The following is a 19,628-nucleotide window of genomic DNA, read 5'->3' on the forward strand; positions in this document are numbered from 1 at the left end:
TTCTTCAATTGGAACGGAAACAGCTCCCGGTATATGCGCAGTTTCATATTCATCTCGTGGCCGTACATCCAGAAGTGTGACTTCCCCTTTTTCCATCCGCATTGCCAATTCTTCCATTGTGACTCCTTCAACATCTGAGAATTGACCCAAAAATTGCTCCTTAATATGCTGAACTTCAATTAACTGCTTTTCAGACAGGTCATACAGTGAATTTAAAAAGTGCAAAACAGATGAATCAGAAAGTTCATAATACACAAAGTTTCCCTGCTTTTTGGATTGAACCAACTTAGCCTGATATAGAGTTTGTAGATGCTGAGAAACATTGGCAACGGACATCGAAGTCATTTTAGATAGAACTTCAACTGATTTGGGTCCTTGTATGAGAATATCAAGAATTTCCAACCTTTTCGGGCTGGACAAGCATTTTCCGATCCGTGCGTATTCGGTGAAAAGACCATCTTTGAAATCTCGTTCGTTCACCATCAAACACCCCATTAATTAAACTATTCAATTAACTTCTTTAATGATGAAATTATAAATCTTCCTTTTTTTCGTGTCAATTCTGAAATATATTCAGTTTTCACGCAAAAAAAGCCAGCTGCATGAGCTGGCAAATATCCATTTTCTCCTTTATTCCACTTTCAGACTGACTTCTCCCTGTAACTCCCCATCCGCTGAGGCTTGAAGCAACAGCTCACCAGCCACATCCCCGGATTGTACAATCACAAGACATCTTCCTCTGTGTGTTCGTCTCTCTTTCCCCTTGTAGGGTTCATCACTGGTGAGATCTCCATTGTCTATTCCAAGGATACGACCATCACCATGCAGTTCAAAGCTCAAATCAACATCCTGGTTGGGTACAACAATCCCATGTTGATCTATAACGGTTACTTCCACATGAGATATTTCATGCCCATCAGCAGGGAGAATCGCCCGATCAGCCTCCAATTTTAGTGCATAAGGAAGCCCAGCGGTGGTCAGTTCATGCTCACAAACTTGCTGATTCCCATTACGGCCTATAGCTCGGATTTTGCCTAGTGTATAGGGAAGCTCCCATAGGATTAAATGATTAGAGTAATGGGTCAACTTTCTCTCACCGTATGATTCCTCGTTCACGATCAATTCTACGCTCTCACAATTGGTAAATGTAACCAACCGTATCAGTTTTCCTGCGTATTCAGGAAATGTCCAGTGATCTTCCATAGTCGGCGATTTCCAGTGCATTGTCCATGTGGGATTATATTCCGATTTCATATGATCGTTAAATACGGCTATGTGCACAACTGGCTGATCAGACCATAGACTTTGTTGGAGATAAGATACAGGTTTGCGGAACCCACATGTGTCGATCAGTCCGGAGGACCATCCTTTAGAGGGGTAGCTTGTTTCTCCCAAATAGTCTATTCCACTCCAAACAAATTGACCGATCACATAATCATGATTAGCAACATCAAACCAGGGATTCAGGGACAAATAACCTTTAACCCGGTTATCTTTACCCCGATAATATGGGAATGTCTCTGTTCCAAGGATAAGTGTATCCGGCATGGCTGCTCTATAGTGCTCATACCACTGCTCCTGATAGTTCAGCCCTAGCACATCCACTCGTTGTGCCAGCAGCTTGGTATGCTCCACCTTGGCCTCGATCGGACCATCACGCAAGCTGATTGGTGTATTATGCGGCTCAAGCGCACAGGTAACAGGCCGGGTTGGGTCTTTTTTATGGCAAAAGGCAACGAGTTGCTCCAGCATGTTTAGCATGGACGGTTGGCCTTGGTTCTCCACTTCATTACCAACGCTCCACATCAAAACACTAGGATGATTCCTGTCTCTAACAAGCATGGCCTCCAGATCCTTTTCCCACCATTCATCATATAGATGCTCATAGGAAAGAGATTTCCATTTATCAAAAGCCTCATCAACCACCAAAAAACCCATCTGATCACATAAGTCTAGTAATTCGGACGCCATAGGATTATGAGCAAAACGGATTGAGTTACAGCCCATTTCCTTCAGCTTCTCTAGCCTTCTCTTCATTGCTGTATCATGATAAGCAGCTCCCAGGCAGCCTAAATCATGGTGAATGCACACTCCCTTCAGCTTCAAGCTGCTTCCATTCAACAAAAATCCTTTTTGAGAATCGAGGATCACTTTTCTTATACCAAAAGGGGTACGATAACGATCCACCTCAGTATTGTCGCAATAGATCGTCGTTTGGGCTTCATAGAGCACTGGATGGTCCGGTGACCATAATTCCGGCTCTAAAACTCGTGTTTTCTGCTCAATTTCCTCTGATTCTAAGCCTGCAAGGATTACTCGGTTTTCAATTTTCCCTTTTAGTTGTCCCTGTGAATCCAATATTTCAGTCATAATCGTACACTCTACGGCATGCACATGATGATTACTTACCTGGATTCTGGCACTCACCTTGGCTTCATCTGGTGAAATTTCAGGTGTGGTAATATAAGTGCCCCATTCGGTTATGTGAAGATAATCCGTATAAATCAGCCAGACATTACGATAAATACCGGCCCCTGAATACCATCTGTCAGGTGGAAGAAGCGTATTGTCCACTTTGACGGCAATTACGTTCTCCTCATCCCACCGAATATATGGAGTCAAATCATACTGAAAGCTAACATATCCATAGGGCCGCTTGCCCACAAAATGCCCATTGAGCCAAACCTCACTATTACTGTGAATGCCATCGAATTGTATGTATACGCGCTGTTTTGGAGAGGAGGGCTTCACATTAAAATGTTTTCTGTACCACCCGACGGACCACCTGGGCAAATAAGCTTGATTGCCGCCATACGGCATATGTGGATCAAACGATTTTTCAATACTCCAATCATGAGGGAGATGAAGGTCCCGCCAATGCCCATCGTTATAATCTGTCTTCTCAGCACCTGTGTAGTTGCCCTCTACGAATTTCCAATCTGTTCTGAACGGCATAATCACTCTGCTTCCCATTATCTTGCCTCCATTTCATAAAGTAGATGAACGGATATAAACAACAGTGCGGGATGATCATCATAGGTATGTTCTCGCTTACAATATTTCAAACACAGGGCGATCCTCAACAAAGTAGACGGGGAGCGTTGGAAATTGGAGGGAAAGTGTATCAGCAAGATACTTCATACCAGACGCTTCACTCTCAGCATGTCCCAGCATGATAAGTGCTTTATTTTGCCTTTGATAGACAGCGTCTTTCACATATTCCGGTGTTTCCCATTCGGGCCCTTCACCAGCAATGACCAGGTCTACATTTTCATGTAGAAATAATGGTATGGCTAGTTCACCACCTCCCCTATATCCGACTAAAATTCCCACTCGTTCACACGGCATGGATACCTCGCCAGCTACTCGTACATAACGAATATGAAGTTTGGCTTTCATATATTCAGCGATCTTCTTAACTTCCATAGCCGGAATAGCCAAAATGGCGGAAGAGGGCTGCTGTTTCACAACGTAAGGATGCCAATCAAGCGCCTGAAGAAGTCCAACCATCACTCCATCTGGCTGATAACGGTGTATGGTGTCATGAAAACGATAAATCCCTACGCCTGAGTCGGCGACCAGGCGAGATTTGTGCAAATAGACAGGATCATGTAGTAAACATTCCTGGATACCGTGATGGCTATAATACATACCTTCATGCGTAATAATAAAATTCGCGCCAAGCGAAATAGCTTGTTCTATTACATATTGTGACGCGCAGAAAGCGGTTACAATTCCTTGAATCTCAGTATCCCTAAGCTCTGGGTTAAGCAGATCTACGGTCGTATTGGGTATGTCTATTCCCTTTGTCAGATGAATCACCATCTGCCCCATAGTCATGATCATACATGTATCCCTCCCCATGAAAAATATGTATCAATTGTACCATTTTATTCTATCATGGGGCCTATTATTTCTAGCAAAACAGCCAGCTCCAAGGGAGCTAGCTGTTTTTGCGAATGCATCTATTTTTTTATTTCAGAACTCCCAAAATGGAGTCGATTCGCTCTTTTGCTCCTCGCCAAGATGCCATGACCGGGAATGCATATTGCTCTCTTGCTCTCAAATTCCATGGATGAGGAATACAAAGCACCTTCTTCCCGTCCTCCAGCGCAGGCACTAGATTATGGGGACCATCATCAATCAGGAGATCATAGTTAATCAGATTCTTTCGTTTACATGGGAAAAAGTTCTCCATCGGAATGAATGGCATATGCCTTTGAAGCCAATTCCATTTCTCCACGACGGTTTTTGGTTCTGCCGCTGTCACAATAATGACATCAAAAGCATTGCAAAGCTTCTCCATTTCTTCTACAACATACTCGTCATACAGCTCAAGTTCCTCAAACAAACCCGGTCGTCCATAAAATACATCATGTGTGCTTTTGGGATGACGTAGATGATCGGTGTTCCAATCTAACATGTCTTCATAATGAAGCGGATGAGTGGGAAATTCACTATTGTTATGGTATATAGCCCGTTTGACGAGATGACAGATCGTATCGTCCATATCGACTGCTATGATTGGTTTTCTCATCATCTGCCCCTATCTATTCTGGTAAAAGTATTACGAGAATATCATACAACAATTTAATACCGGGGTGAAGCTTGGCATGGGCTATACTGTCGGTTCCTCAGATGACTTCTGATAGGCAACCAAACATATTGTTAGGTTAGTTTATATTCAACAAAGCAATCATGAAAATTAGTTAGGTTTTATTTTAATATTTTTAGCTAAATTACCAACGTAAAAAATCAAGAAAACACATCATAATAGAGAAAGAATCCGTCATAAAACCTTTAAAAATCACACTTTAATAAGATTTCCATACAGATATACTCCAAAATAAAAATAAATCAAAAAAATCAATTGAATAACAAATTCACAAATGATAGAATAACGAAAAATAACTCCTTCAAAAATGGAAGCGCTTTATTATGTGTTTAGCTTACTGCTATTTACATACTTACATACCTACTCCACCTCTATATAGCAGGAAGTTGAATAATATATTTTAGGGAGGAATAAAAGTGAACGCATTGTTAAGAAAAGCATTATTCTCTGGACTCGCTGGTCTGCTTATCATGATTGGTTTGGGGGGATTCTTCTCCAAGGCGCAAGCTGCTTCAGGATTTTATGTAAGCGGTACCAAGCTGTATGACTCTACAGGCAAACCGTTCGTTATGAGAGGCGTCAATCATGCTCACACTTGGTACAAAAACGATCTTTATACTGCTATCCCAGCAATTGCTAAAACAGGTGCTAATACAGTCCGAATTGTCCTTTCTAACGGAAACCAGTACACCAAGGATGACATTAATTCCGTGAAAAATATTATCTCTCTCGTCTCCAACCATAAAATGATTGCTGTACTTGAAGTTCATGATGCTACAGGTAAAGACGACTATGCGTCTTTAGATACAGCAGTGAATTACTGGATTAGTATAAAAGATGCTCTGATCGGCAAGGAAGATCGGGTTATCGTGAACATTGCGAACGAATGGTATGGCTCTTGGAATGGAGGCGGTTGGGCAGATGGGTATAAGCAAGCGATTCCCAAGCTAAGAAACGCAGGTATCAAAAATACGCTCATCGTCGATTGTGCAGGCTGGGGACAATATCCTCAATCTATCAATGACTTCGGTAAATCTGTATTTGCAGCTGATGCTTTGAAGAATACGGTATTCTCCATTCATATGTATGAGTTTGCTGGTAAAGATGTTCAAACGGTTCGAACCAATATTGATAACGTTCTGAATCAAGGGCTCCCTTTGATTATTGGTGAATTTGGCGGTTACCATCAGGGAGCAGACGTCGACGAGACAGAAATCATGAGATACGGCCAATCTAAAAGCGTAGGCTGGTTAGCCTGGTCCTGGTATGGCAATAGCTCCAACCTTAATTATCTTGATCTTGTGACAGGGCCTAACGGCAATCTGACCGATTGGGGTCGCACCGTGGTAGAGGGAGCGAACGGGATCAAAGAAACATCGAAAAAAGCCGGTATCTTCTAAAAAGACAATAAGAATATAAAAAGGCTCATGGTTGAACGACCATGAGCTATCTATTTTTAATACTTTGTACTAAAGTCTTCGCTGAGCGCTTCTGATCTTGCATTCCCTGATTTACAGGGTGATTTTAATTTCATACACAGGTACGATGCTGACCGTGCCAATATCCGCGATTCGTTCCTCCGCAGTCTCTTTCCAGCCAGCCATGGTCGTATTGCTGTTTAGAACCTTGCCCTTTCGAATTGGAGCAACGTATACGTACATCCCTCGCTCGATAAGCCGATGTTCAAATGATTTCAAACCTATTTCCCAGGTTGTGTGGTTACAGAAATTATCGTGAATCAGTTCACCGTCAATAAATGCATAACCAATGTCTCCCGTATAATCGATACGCAACAGAGCCTCTTTGATCCCATTGAGGGCATTTATTTCGAAATCAAGAACGAATTTATCATGGTTCACCCTTTTCAGATTAAATTGTATTTCTTTCTTAGGAACCCTTAACAGATACGTTGTAAATAATTTACTTTCTGTTGTTGTAAACAACTCTCCACCAGATATAGATGTGATTAAGTCGTCAAAATCCGGGAATACACTCAGTGCTACAATCTCCTGATCTGTTGATTCCAGTCTTATCTCATCTTCGGATACAAGTAAATTGGCACTCGTCAAGATAACTCTGTCCCGACCTTGCAGGTTAACCTTCCAAAACTCCAAGCTTTGTTCATCAGTCATCGTGTAGATGGCGACTTTTAAGCCACTTTCAAATACCAGGCGGATAAGACTCTCTTCCTCTTCAGCAATCTGAATGATCGTATTCCCATCCAATTGTTCTATCGAACCTTTGTCGATTGTGGCACTGATGATATCTTTTGACTCCAATGCATACGTTCCTTTCATCCCGTCCGGTACAAAGAAAAAATAATATATTTCTCCTTCCTCTTCTATCCTTGTTATCAGCTGTGCTGTTGCATATTTGAGCTTTATTCCATCCAAATTGAGGTTAAATGGCAATATAGCGAAGCTATCACGTCCTAACGTTAGTTCACCTTGACTAGGGATTACAATCGTTTCCTCAGCCAGCTCGATGCTTACATTAAAATCGCACAGGTCATGATTTTCAACATGGTCCTGGAAATTATTTAGAAACAGGTAGCCTGACCCGGCACTGGAGCGCACCGCATATCGTAAGGTATCCACATCATAAGGGTTCATTCGGGACGTGTCCTCTGGCAGTATAGTCTTCGTCAGAGAGAATTGCTTTTGAAATGTTGAAAGAAAATAATGCTGCAGCTTTGTTCTTCGGTATGACTCCCTGATCTGACCAAATTCTCCGATCATGGCATTAAAATCATAGGATATTTTAGGTGTAGCCAGATCGTTTGTGAACGGGTTAACCTTACCTCGAGGATTGGAACCCCCATGATACATATAGTATCCGATCAGGTTACAGCCTTCTGCAACCTTCATGACTGTCATCGCTGGAACACTACGATAAGGAAATGCAAACCGGTATTTATAAAATTGAACCATGCCGCCACCCATTTCGCAGCAAGCGTACGGATAGTCTTCCGGGGCGTATAGGGGCTCAAAATTGTAGCTCTGCGGAATCTTGTTATTATGCTTGTCTCGGAAAATGTATTCCGGTGTCGCAGGATGCTCGTCCTTCCCCTCCAAACGTCCCTCTTCGTAATAGATCCACGGCCAGTAGGCATACCCGCCCCATAATGGCAGCATATCAGGAACAGGCGTTGTCGCTCCTCCCCAGCCTGTGCATGTATAGATCGGGGTATCAATCCCTGCCTCCAAGGCTATTTCTTTAAGCTTTAACATATGTGAATTACCGTCACTCCCAGAGTTTAACCACATATCATTAATTCCTACAGTCAATCCCCACTGAGCAGAGGAATGATGATGCTCGTTTTCGATTTGAGTGCCGATGATCGGCCCACCCTCCTTATATAACAGCCCTTTAACCTGAATACCGATTTCGTTATACATTCTTCTTGTATAGAACAGATACCCCTCATCATTAGAACGAACCTCAAATGGGCGGCCGAATAGCCAATCCGGTATACCGCCGTTTCGGATTTCGCCATGATTGAAGGGTCCGATCCGGATAATGACATATAGCTGATGTTTGCCGCACAACTCAATGAAATAGCGGAGGTTTTTATTCCTGCTCCAATTAAAAATACCTTCAACTTCTTCATGTAGATTCCAAAAAATATAAGTAGCAATGATATTGACGCCACCCATTTTTATTTTAATAATTTCGTTTTCCCAATAGCGTTCATCATAGCGTGTATAATGGAATTCACCACAAATCCCGAAAAAAGGCTCTCCATCCTTCTCCATAAAATAGTTGGTGAATCCGATTTGTTCTCCCTTTGGATTGGTGCCGCCAAGTTTAAGATGTCCTTTCACAATCTGCTTGTGATCATCTTGGACTGTAATTCGATAGTTTCTCATGAAGTTCACTCCCCTCACTCATTCATATTGAATGACACCGGCTATCTTAGAGACAACAGGTTGTCTAAGAAAGAAACTCTAATCCGAATTTAGGATAAATTGGTTCCACTTGCGCTGCCAGGCTATATCATTCCAGAATGGATGATGCGGAGCACAGTTGGAGCAGAGGGTCATTCCCCAGAACCCTAGTGCCATTCCTTTTCGCAACACATATTCGGCTATATATTTACCGACTGGACCTTCTTCAAATTGGGCATACAGCGGCGTATAGCCTACATAACCTTCTCCTATGACAATTGGATTACCGGAATGACGGGTCCATTCATAAATCTCTTCCAATCGGGAGTCGGCCTTCTGCAACATGGCCATTTTATGATCCCCGTACCGATCGTACAAAAATAAATCCCATTGATCCGGATCTACCCAGTCGTGCAAATAAATAAGCCTCATGCCAACGGGGTTGCCTTCCATCCGCCAATTCTGCTCTGGAGGTAGAATCCATTCTGCAAATGGAGGGGCTTCTTCCCTCAATAGGGATTTGACGAATGGATTGGGGAACGGAGCCAGCTCATCATCAAGCCCTGCCGCTTCCATAAGCTCATTCAGCACCCCTTTAATATAAAGATGAAAATGGGCCACCTGCATATTGCGCGCCACGTAAGCTTTGGGGTAGGCTTCATTTAACGTATAGCTGGCTGTCATCATCATATCTGGATGGCATTGGCGAAGATATTCAATCGCTTCTTCTACATAGGGCTGCATTGCTTCAACAAGCGCTGGTATGTTCGTTTCCGCTATGCCCATAGACGTTCCGACAGCGTTTAACTGCCCAAATTCCACTTCGTTATGCAACTCTGTATAGACAATCCGATCCCTATAGCCTTCTGCTGTAACAAAACGAATCAACTGATCCATTGATTTGGCAATGGCCATGAATCTTTCCTTAGGAGGGATCGCAGCTAATTCATCTCTAAGCTCAGTATGAGCCAGGAAGCTCGGACTCTGCTGATATTCCCAAGAGGATAATATAATGTAACAGTTGTGTGCCTTGGCCTGTCTAAACAGCTCGAGCAAATGAGCATGCCCATCCAACACTGCGCCGCCCCGACAGTTATACCAGCGCGTACGCTGGCCCACTTTCCCAAGGCTCGCAAACTCCAAGGAGCCAGTACGTTTGCCATCCGCCGTAAACAACATGAAGGGCATGGCGCATATTCGGATCGTATTGTAGCCTCTTTCGACTGCTTCCTGAAAACGAGCTTCCAGATCGCTGTAGGGCTCCCCCTCCTGGGTCATGGTGTACCAAGAGAAGTCCCACATCGTAATCGTCAATTTGTGCGGTACATTTCTCATCAGACTACTCATGTGAACTCCCCTCCCAGCCCCAGTCCATAGGGTTCAATGCTCCTTAATCCCCAAGCCTTCCGCAGCCCTTCTATAGCCTGTTCAATCTGTCCAGTTTCCTGCATGCTCAATTCATCACTCCCTCATAGTCACTCATATACAAAAGCTTACAAGTAAGCGATATTACAGACAATTGACAATCCACTGTTTATGATGGACTATATACGTATTTCATCATTAGAGCCGCTACGGCTGGGAGATAAATAGATTATGAATAAGAAAGCCGATGAATTTGAGCGTAAAAAGGTATATGTCCTTCCACCCTATATGCTGAATAAATTAAAAACAAATCCGCTTACAAAGAATTTATATATTACGGATATAGGCTGCTTCAGCCATGCCCGCCATCATTTTCGTGAAAGAACACACGGCTGTGACTCGCATATATTCATTTACTGTGCGAGTGGAAAAGGCTGGGTGCGAACCGAGGATAACCTAACCATTGTCCTGAAAGAGCGGAGCTTTGCGTACATTCCTAGGGACATGCCGCATACTTATGGGGCTGACGATGAAGATCCATGGACAATTTACTGGTTTCATCTTCAAGGGGATCAAATGGATGATTTTATGGCGTTGTTTGAGCCGTTTAAAATGTATATTTCAATGGCCGCCAGTGATGAAATCAAACTGCTGGAGCTATTTCATCAGTGTTACGACCTTTTACTGAACAAATCATACTCCATGGTACATTTAGTTCAAGTGTCGCAAACCATCCGTTATCTGCTAAGTTTTGTTGTATCTGTTGCATATCGCAAGGAAGACAGCACATACCAGAGCCATGTCGATAAGGCCACACGTTATATGGGCGAACAATTGGAATCTACCGTTTCACTTGATGAGCTGAGCCGGCATGTTCAGGTATCCAAGCAGCATTTAAACTTGATATTCAAGCAATCAACCGGCTACTCTCCTGTCGATTACTATTTAAGAATGAAAATTCAGAGGGCCAGTCAGCTCTTGGATTTAACGAATGCTTCTATTAAAGAAATTAGCATACAACTTGGTTTTAGGGACCCTTATTACTTCTCCAGGCTATTCAAAAAAATAATGGGCTGCTCTCCTCTGGATTACCGACATAATTTAAAGGGTTGATTCATAGATGATCTCCTCCCTACACAGATCATTTACGGATAAAAGAGCAAGGTCTATACTTAAGTTCAAAAAAGGAAGTTTTGTATGCTCCTAACGTTGAATCGAAGACTAAATGCAGCTATGCCGCTAATTACACCCATCAGCATTCTAATCGGCGTCCTCATCGGTACGCCGTTGTCCCAATATACCGAGCTTTCTCCCTGGCTGTTTGCATTCATGACCTTCGCGGGCAGTATCGGTATGGGGTTCAAGGATTTTATCCATGTGATCAAGCATCCTGGTCCGCTGATTGCCTGTCTGTTTATTCTTCACCTAGCCATGCCGCTTCTCGCCATGATGTTTGGGCATCTGGCTTTCAGTGATGATCCTTATACGATTACTGGACTGATTCTTGGCGCGGCTATCCCTACCGGCATTTCCAGCTTTGTGTGGGTCAGTATCTACAAAGGCAATACAGCGCTGACATTGGCGATCATTCTTATTGATACAATTTTGGCCCCGTTCGCCGTACCCGGCATCATGTCTCTGTTGATCGGAGCGAATGTGCAGCTTGATACCTGGGCGATGATGCAGAGCCTGTTCTGGATGATTGTCGTTCCTTCACTAGTTGGCATGGTGTTGAACGAATGGACCAAAGGAAAGATTAAGCAGGTGTGGGGACCTCGGCTGAGCCCGTTCTCCAAGCTCGCCATGGCTCTTGTCGTCATGATTAACGGATCTGTCATCGCACCTTACCTGGTCGATTTTAATCTCAAGCTTGTTGGAGTATGCCTCTCCATCATTATCCTTGCCTCCACTGGATATGCGATTGGTTATCTCATATCAGGGCTGATGCGCTGGAATAATGCAGACCGTACGGCGCTTGTCTTTAACGGCGGCATGCGCAATATTAGCGCGGGGGCTGTGCTTGCCATTACCTACTTCCCGGCTCCGGTAGCGCTGCCCGTTGTACTCGGGATGATTTTCCAGCAGTCCACGGCATCTCTGGTCGGATTTCTGCTGAGTCGCCGCGACCGCGTCAACGCTAAGAATAAGCGCAGTACGGTCTCTGCTTCTTAAAATCGAAGCGGTTCTAATTATCAATAAAAAAGCCGCCAATATGGTATTATCCCCTTCTAGTAGACAAGAGAGAAAAGACATCTGTTAAGATGGACTTAATCTTGTTGAACGGAGGGGATTTTTCATGGCTAAAAAGGGACAATCATTCCGGCAATACTCCTTAGATGTAAAGATGGAGGCAGTCCGGTTGGTGAACGAAGAACATATGAGTATTCGTGAAGTGACGAAACAATTGGACATTCGTAATAAATCCCAAGTGCAAAGCTGGGTGATGAAACATCGAGCGGGGGAGAACCTCCAGCCAACGACCACAAGGCAGGGACGACCCAAAACGAAATTTTCCAGTATCGAAGAGGAGATGGCGTATCTACGGGCGGAGATTGAATATTTAAAAAAGCAGTATCCAAATCTACACAAGGAGTGACGAGGAAAGAAGCGAGGTTTGAAATTATTGAGGGAATGCGAACACGATATTCGTTGAAATGGTTACTTGAATTAGCCCATGTTTCTCGGGCAGGATATTATAAATGGAGAAAGAATCAGCAAACAACCCAGCAGCGTAAGCAAGAAGAAGAGCTTCTGGAATCGCATATGTTGTCGATCCACCGGATCCATCCCTATTTTGGTTATCTGCGGATGACCGTTGCTTTACGTAGAGAAGGTATCTTGGTCAATCACAAAAAGGTATACCGCCTAATGAAGAAATTAGGGATCCGTTCCGTCATTCGAAAGAAGCGGCGCTTTTTTGGCAAACAGGCATCTGTGGTAAATGCCAACCGATTAGATCGACAATTTCAGGCAGATTCTCCTTTATCCAAGCTGGTTACCGATATTACATACATACGAGCTGGAGAGCGGTTTGTATATCTCTCTGTCATTCAAGATCTGTTTAACAATGAAATCGTGGCTTGGCGTCTTTCGGAACGAAATGACCTTGCTCTAGTTAGCGAGACCCTAGACGTTCTAAGTAAGAACGTGAACATGGAGGGTGTCATTCTCCATTCAGACCAGGGTTTTCAGTATACCTCCAAGCCGTTTAACCGCAAACTTAAGCGGCTTGGCATGCTTGGGAGCCATTCAAGGCGTGGAAATTGCCTAGACAATGCCTGCATAGAATCCTTCTTCTCCCATCTTAAAACAGAGAAGATTTATTTAACGAAACCCGGAACCCTAGCGGAGGTAGAACAACACGTACGGGAGTACATTTCTTTTTATAATGAAAATAGATTTCAGAAAAAATTAAACAACCGTTCCCCGATTGAATACCGAGAAACGGTTGCTGCTTAAAGATGTCTTTTTAGTTCTGTCTACTTGACAGGGGTATGACCAATATGGCGGCTTCTTTATGATTACCTGTATCAATCCTCACTCATTACCTTATTTAGTTTTTCATAAACAGACAATAAGGACTCTCTTTCTTCTTCGGTTAGGTTTTCAAATAGTTTTCTTCTAAGCTTTCGTCCTTCTTCCTGCGCTTTATTTAGCATTTCGTCACCAGCGTCAGTTATTTGCAGGTACACAATCCGCCGGTCCTCCTCATCCGCCACTCGGACAATTAACCCTTTTTTCACAAGCTTTCCAGATAGATGGGTTAATGTCGGAGGAGTTAGCCCCAATAATCTGGCCAGATCAGAAGGGCGATACTTTCCGTAACTATTTAGATACGAAAGAATAAGGATATGTGATATCCCTAGATTCTCATTAAACATTTTATTCCATCTAATTAATAGGTTGTTGGTAACTTGGTCCATAGCATGAATCAACGTAAATATATTTTGTTCTTTCATTAACACTCTTTAACCTGCTTTCTCAAATAAAATAATAACCCCCTATATTGTATAGGGGGCTTGTATAAAAGTCATTCTTTACTGAAAGAAGGTCAGGCATATATCCTTTTCCAGTAAAGTGAATCCTAATTTTATTGGGCAGAAAACCCACCGTCAATAACAAGCTCCGATCCCGTAATGTATGAAGACTCGTCCGAAGCCAAAAACAAGGCAGCGTTAGCTACATCATCAGGTCGACCAAGCCGATGCAACGGAGTCGCTTGAATTAAGTGGGTCAGCATTTCCCTGGATGTGCTGAGCGCTTCAGTCATTGGTGTCTCGATAATGCCCGGAAAAAGCGTATTTACACGGACTCCAACCCGGCCAAACGTTGTTGCCGCAGCCTTCGACAAAGCACGTACAGCACCTTTTGAAGCGGAATAATGATTAAATCCCTGACCGATTTGAGCGGTGTAAGAAGAAATATTAATAATAGAGCCACTCTTTTGGGCAGCCATATACGGAGCTACATGCTTAATACCTGCAAACGGACCATATCCGTTAATCGTCATCAGTTTATGCCAGTCATCTTGGTCGATATCCTGATATCCTTTTTCAGAAGTTATTCCTGCATTGTTAACCAGAATGTCAATTTTACCGAATTTAATGTTCACTTCTGCGGAAAGAGCCTTCCAATCCTCGTCAGAAGAAACATCCAGTTTCATTCCGTACACATTCGTTTTCTTACTAGCCCGTTCTAGAGCTTGATCATTGATGTCTGCAGCAATAACTACAGCTCCCTCCTCACTAAAGAGGTCAACCATCCGTTCTCCTATCCCTGATCCTCCGCCTGTGATAATAGCAACTTTATCTGCCAGTCTATTCATGTCGATATCTCCTTTTATCATTATCAATCTGCTCAAATCCTATATATTTAGAGACATTATTTAGATACCTAAATATTAGATGTCTAAATTATATTCCTTTTGTAGTCAACATACTACTGCTGCTTTATCCCAGCTGTATGGTTAGCAGAGGAATGCTGGGCTATGTAGAACGGACTAATATTATCTCTACTGGATAATAAAAAGCACCGGAGATTTCTCCGGTGCTCCTGCTTCTAAAGTATTTACCAACTCACGGCTCTTCGCTGTTCCTCAATGTTTTCTTAGGTACTCCGTCCAGTCCATATTCCTCATCATATCTGTGAGTAACTATTATAACTGATACAATCATCTTTACAATGATTTTAAATGTCCCCGGTAATATTAAATTAGTGGTAGATTTTCCCTCTCCATACTTTCCATTGGTGTATTAAAATCATTAGGAACGAAGATAATGCCTTTCAACATATTGTTCTTTATCTGGTATGCTTTTGATCAGTCTACTTTACTGTTTGTGAAACTGGTTGGGCAGGGCTAAACACTCGGTCAAAGCGGCGCATCAATCCTTCAAGCGGACCAACAGGAAGCTTAGCAAACAACAATCCCAGCAGCAGTGTTGTCACTGCGATCATTACGTCGCCGAACGGGACTCCGTCCAGACTGTGCCCAATCTTTGTCAGATCGAGAATCCAAACCACTACAAATTGAATGGCATACATGGTCAGAGCCACACGGCCGACTGCTGCGAAAGGCATTAATACAGCGGAAGCCTTTTTCGATACGAGGCACGCAACTCCCATTACCAGAAATGAAATCCCTAATCCTATCATCGTCTGGAATGTCGAAGCGGTGTGTGGAGCCGTTCCCAAAAGGAGCTGCCACATCGGTGTCTCCGTATTAAGAGGCCAAATTGCGTACACATCCGTCGGTTGTACAGGAACAACTCCTTGCACACTTATCAGCCATTGTTCAAAGTGAAGATTCCAATTCGGAAGTATAAAAGCGGCCAGTGCTTTACCAATAACAAGCATAACGATACCACTGCCTGCGAGTAAGAGAGCTGTGCGTAATCTGGTGAGATCAAAGCGGCCAATGGCCATACCGGCAACAAACGCAGGAGTCAAGGCGAGAGCAGACATCGGACCTCCCGCGATATCACTAAGAAGATAAGCTTTCGAGAAAATGCTTGATCCAAGAATCATTAGCGGTGGGGCTGTCACGAGCAAAACTGCTGCTGTTGTAACAATGGTGCGGGTCGAACGGCGAAATAACATTAGGGCCAACACAAACATAGCTGCATAGGCAGGCAGAATGATGCCATATGAAGTGTTCAGCATAATTAGCAAATACCCGATAATATCAACAAATACGGCGCGTGCCAGCATTCGCGCACGGAAAGCGGCCGTATCCGCTCCCCGTTCCATCATGCGCTGTGCCATAATGGAATAAGATATACCCCCGCACAATACGAATAATAGTGTCGTGTTTCCGGAAACAATCGCAGAAACGTTTGGGTTCGATCCGAAGTGCTGCAAATACATTCCCAGCACCGCCATTCCTCGTACTGCATCAAGTGCTACAAGACGCCCGGTGCCCCGCCTTCTTTTCGACTCTTCTACAGAGCTTCGAGAAGGAATATCGGTTTGTGTAACGTCGTAGGATGAATTGGATATACCTGCTGTATCTACTTCTTTTTCATCTAATTTATTAGCAACCGTCTTTTCATTTACTTGATTTTCATTCAATTGGCTATTTACGGAAAAGGCTCGTATTTTGATATTGGCCTCTTCCTCATACTCTCTGACGGATCTGTTTATCAGTTTGATACTGCTTAGCAACTTGCATTCCTCCTTGAAAATCCTGGACTCGTATTTTTCATCAACCCGCATGTACAGGATGATGTTACGCTATAGTCCAATATATCCTGCAGATGTCGCTAAAGTTTGATCAAGTTGTAAACAAAATGTCACAGTAGGCGAAACCGTTTTATCGCGAAAACAGCCTTATTCACAGTTGATCACTGGAATAAGGCTGTTTGCAAAATTACTTAGGATTTGCTGGGAACAGCATTAAAAATGGAATTGGCCAGCAAACGGAATTGTTGCTGCGAATGAGCGCCATTGGTTAGATCGTTAGAGAAAACAGTAATATTCTTTTTGTTTTCCTTATAGGTGAAGGCCATAATCTTTCCTCTTGCAGCATCGTGACCTGGCCACCAGCCCGCTTTGAAGAAGTTTTCTTTATTACTAATGGTTGCAAGAATTTTTGCAGCTTTAGGTAGTTTCGTAATGTAAGAACCTGTAACGGTGTAGAAGTATTCTTCGTTATCGTAAGGGGCTGTAATCACATGATCCTGTTTGACATTCGCTAGGAAGACCCCTTCGTATCTTTCCCATGTCGGTCCAGCAAACGCAAATTGAGGAATCCAGTTTTTCACGTTACCCATCCCCATATTTCCATAAGCAATGTATGGTTTCCCTTTCTCGACAAGTTTATCGGAATCGAATGTATTCACCAACACATCGGCATGCTGCTGATCATCGGTCACTTTAAAACCGAGATTTTTGAGCACATAAGCCGATTCGCCGAGAGCGGCTACCGTAGAAGGTTTAAGAACTTTACCAACGGATTTGTTATTGCCGAATGCCGTGACATCAAGATAGTATTTCGAGGCCAGCGGGTTCAGATCATCATAGGCGACTGCAAAGTCACCCGCTTCATATCCTGTTCCGCTTTTGGATAGCATCGTAACCACTTTGCCGGCTTTAAGCAATTCATTAACGGTTTTGATGGCATCGTTATTGGTGTTTCGGATTAACACATAGGCAGAATGATTCGGCATTGGTGTGGCCGGGATCGATACGGAAGTCACCTGAGAAGTTTTGCCCGCAAACACGCCGGCTTCTCTAATCACATCACGTTCAAATCCTCGCATGACGGGAAAGTCCTGCACAATCTCGCCAGCTACGGAAGCATAATCTGAGACGTTAATACCATCATATAAAACCATGTTTGCGATGCCGTGTTTAGCCTGATGCATATTTATGATAAATGAACCCGCGGGGTAGGTCTTGCCAGCAGTACTTACAGCCTCTGTCGAGCGTTCAACCGTTACTCCATTGCGGATAAGATACTCAATCATCCGATAGGCTTCCAGCGGATTTTTTTGAAGACCTTTATCGATCGGCAAAACGTAATACTCAGGAAAAAAATTCTCATTACCGTGACGGGGGCGACCAATGACTTGATTTTTTGCATTGACTAGATACCGATCTACGGATCGATCATCGATATTGTTAATTCCACGTTCATATACTTTTAGCTGGTTCAAAAATAACTTTTCTTTCTTTTGCATAACAAAATCAGTTGCTGCAGCGACACTATAATACAATGCTTTGGTCGACTCTTCATTCGATTCAGGTGTTTCCAGCGTATGTCCCATTGCACCATGGTGCATGGCGAAGACAGCTGTATAGGCTGGAGACGCATCGTCCCATCCTGAAGAAGTCCCCTTGGAAACATATTTAGGATTTTCAACTGTTTTACGATGTTCTTCATAAGGAATATGGTAGTAATCATACTTCGTGTTTGCTATACCTGCTTCACCCATCGCTTTGGCCTGTTCTACCATGTTATCCATAAGTAGATCGTACTCAATATTCGGATCGTGAGGCGGTGTGGTAGGCTCAATCAGAAAATTCTTATCAAACCCATGCAGATCTAGGAAAGAAATGGGCGACCACTTGGCGATTTGCTCTGTGACACTGCGTGTTTCAGGCTGGGTTTGATATGAATTATCCCGATTCAAGTCAAAATATTCAGCATTAGAACGTTCGGTATGAACCCTTCCATCCGGGTTTTCCGTATACAGGAACAGAAAAAACACATGATCAAGCGCATCGTCCATATTCAGAGTTACCGTACTCGATTTTCCATTGGACGACGTGGTCTTGTACGTAACATTTTTATCGAGAGCCATGGTCTTAAAATAATTGATAATCGCATCGAAGCCCGGCGCTTCATTCGGATGAATATTGTTGATCCAGATGGGCACTTGATAATCTCCGAATGCACCGGATTGAATATCGTTCTCCAGCTTTGCAGGATCATTCAGCATGGCAGGATGAGTTACATTCTGATATTTGTCAATCGTTGCTTGATCTTTGGCAACCACAGTCATATACATATCGCGGCCTTCAACGGATTTGCCGATCGACATCGTTTTAATGTATCTGTTGTTTTTTTGAGCTGCCTGTGCCGTAATCGTATCAATCTCCGGCTTCAGTTCATCATAGGTACGGAAGCTGTCGTACGGGACCAACTTAATGGGAGCCTGGGCAACGGTTTTGCCGTTGACTGCGGCAGCCAGTTCATAGGTTCCCATCAATGAGGCGTACAGTGGACGCTGCAGACTCGGTTCGGCAAGATCCTCCGTACCGTAAGTAAGACCAAAATTGATATTGGCAGTGACTTCTCCGTTGTCTGCTTTGACCTGAGTAACGGTGATTAAGGGGGCGCCATTGTAATCGTGATCCTTGTACGATTTCCATTCCGATAATGGCTTGCCACCATAAGTCCACCTTATTTTCTTTATACCGGCACCCTTCGGAAGCTTAAACCTAGCTTTAATGGTTCTTTTCTTCGTCATGGATGCCAGATTGTTATCCAATTTCAGTGTCGGGGTATTTTTAACCTGCGCTGAAATTGTTTTTGTTGGTTCATTCTTATCGTTCAACAACGTGCTTTTTGCGCGTTGCGCAGCCTCGGCCATAACTATGTGTGGAGCAATGATTTCCAGAAGCATGGCGGCGGATACAGTTAACGCCAAGCAGAGCCTCATCATCGGTTTTGTACTCATTCTTTTTCCCCCTATGGATAACCTGAAGACCCTGTTATGCTCTTCTTTATTTACCAAGAGCACTTACAGACTACTATCCGG

Annotated in this window: 14 protein-coding genes (1 of these 14 running past the window's edge); 4 read left to right on the plus strand and 10 right to left on the minus strand. The window is 43.4% G+C overall.

The annotated features are described in order from the left end of the window. The 4 genes from BN1546_RS08155 to BN1546_RS08170 form a co-directional block, all read right to left on the minus strand. A protein-coding gene (locus tag BN1546_RS08155) for an ArsR/SmtB family transcription factor (RefSeq protein WP_013369284.1) crosses the window boundary here: on the minus strand, window positions 1–480 show its 5' portion. The gene continues 186 nt to the left of window position 1, outside the view; only the first 480 of its 666 coding nucleotides appear in the window; the start codon lies at window positions 478–480; its stop codon lies beyond the left edge, outside the window. Between the two features lie 150 nt (window positions 481–630). Then, complete coding sequence (locus BN1546_RS08160; RefSeq protein WP_090737034.1) at window positions 631–2,973, minus strand: glycoside hydrolase family 2 TIM barrel-domain containing protein; 2,343 nt, start codon at window positions 2,971–2,973, stop codon at window positions 631–633. A 78-nt stretch (window positions 2,974–3,051) separates the two neighbouring features. Next, complete coding sequence (locus BN1546_RS08165) at window positions 3,052–3,846, minus strand: Nif3-like dinuclear metal center hexameric protein (RefSeq protein WP_090737036.1); 795 nt, start codon at window positions 3,844–3,846, stop codon at window positions 3,052–3,054. A 127-nt stretch (window positions 3,847–3,973) separates the two neighbouring features. Next, window positions 3,974–4,537: a 5' nucleotidase, NT5C type gene (locus tag BN1546_RS08170; protein WP_025675578.1), complete on the minus strand. Its 564-nt coding sequence runs from the start codon at window positions 4,535–4,537 to the stop codon at window positions 3,974–3,976. A gap of 494 nt (window positions 4,538–5,031) precedes the next feature. Between BN1546_RS08170 and BN1546_RS08175 the strand changes: the two genes are divergently transcribed. Further along, a complete protein-coding gene (locus BN1546_RS08175; RefSeq protein ID WP_090737038.1) occupies window positions 5,032–6,015 on the plus strand; it encodes a glycoside hydrolase family 5 protein in 984 nt (327 codons plus the stop codon). 111 nt (window positions 6,016–6,126) lie between these two features. On the opposite strand, the gene BN1546_RS08180 is transcribed toward BN1546_RS08175, so the two are convergent. After that, window positions 6,127–8,484, minus strand: coding sequence for a beta-galactosidase (locus BN1546_RS08180; RefSeq protein WP_090737041.1), 2,358 nt, complete (start codon window positions 8,482–8,484; stop codon window positions 6,127–6,129). Window positions 8,485–8,562: 78 nt separating this feature from the next. Next, entirely contained in the window at window positions 8,563–9,849 is a 1,287-nt protein-coding gene (locus tag BN1546_RS08185) for a cellulase-like family protein (protein ID WP_090737043.1), read from the minus strand. Between the two features lie 249 nt (window positions 9,850–10,098). On the opposite strand from BN1546_RS08185, the gene BN1546_RS08190 reads away from it, so the two are divergent. The 3 genes from BN1546_RS08190 to BN1546_RS08200 all read left to right on the plus strand — a co-directional run bounded on the left by BN1546_RS08190 (window position 10,099) and on the right by BN1546_RS08200 (window position 13,326). Continuing rightward, on the plus strand, window positions 10,099–10,980 hold the full coding sequence (locus BN1546_RS08190; protein WP_090737045.1) for an AraC family transcriptional regulator: 882 nt from the start codon (window positions 10,099–10,101) through the stop codon (window positions 10,978–10,980). 84 nt (window positions 10,981–11,064) lie between these two features. Continuing rightward, a complete protein-coding gene (locus tag BN1546_RS08195) occupies window positions 11,065–12,039 on the plus strand; it encodes a bile acid:sodium symporter family protein (RefSeq protein ID WP_090737047.1) in 975 nt (324 codons plus the stop codon). 124 nt (window positions 12,040–12,163) lie between these two features. After that, a protein-coding gene (locus tag BN1546_RS08200; protein WP_369690576.1) for an IS3 family transposase occupies window positions 12,164–13,326 on the plus strand; the annotation gives its coding sequence in 2 pieces (ribosomal slippage) (window positions 12,164–12,428 and window positions 12,428–13,326; 1,164 coding nt in all). Window positions 13,327–13,397: 71 nt separating this feature from the next. Here BN1546_RS08200 and BN1546_RS08205 read toward each other — a convergent pair. From BN1546_RS08205 to BN1546_RS08220, 4 genes are all read right to left on the minus strand, one after another. Beyond that, window positions 13,398–13,826, minus strand: coding sequence for a MarR family winged helix-turn-helix transcriptional regulator (locus tag BN1546_RS08205; protein WP_090739142.1), 429 nt, complete (start codon window positions 13,824–13,826; stop codon window positions 13,398–13,400). 131 nt (window positions 13,827–13,957) lie between these two features. Continuing rightward, entirely contained in the window at window positions 13,958–14,692 is a 735-nt protein-coding gene (locus tag BN1546_RS08210) for an SDR family NAD(P)-dependent oxidoreductase (RefSeq protein ID WP_090737049.1), read from the minus strand. Between the two features lie 497 nt (window positions 14,693–15,189). Further along, entirely contained in the window at window positions 15,190–16,527 is a 1,338-nt protein-coding gene (locus tag BN1546_RS08215) for a DUF418 domain-containing protein (protein WP_090737051.1), read from the minus strand. Between the two features lie 209 nt (window positions 16,528–16,736). Next, entirely contained in the window at window positions 16,737–19,547 is a 2,811-nt protein-coding gene (locus BN1546_RS08220) for a M14 family metallopeptidase (RefSeq protein ID WP_090737053.1), read from the minus strand. Window positions 19,548–19,628: the final 81 nt, after the last annotated feature.

The sequence above is a fragment of the Paenibacillus sp. Mc5Re-14 genome (genome assembly GCF_001049835.1).
Taxonomy (GTDB): domain Bacteria; phylum Bacillota; class Bacilli; order Paenibacillales; family Paenibacillaceae; genus Paenibacillus; species Paenibacillus polymyxa_C.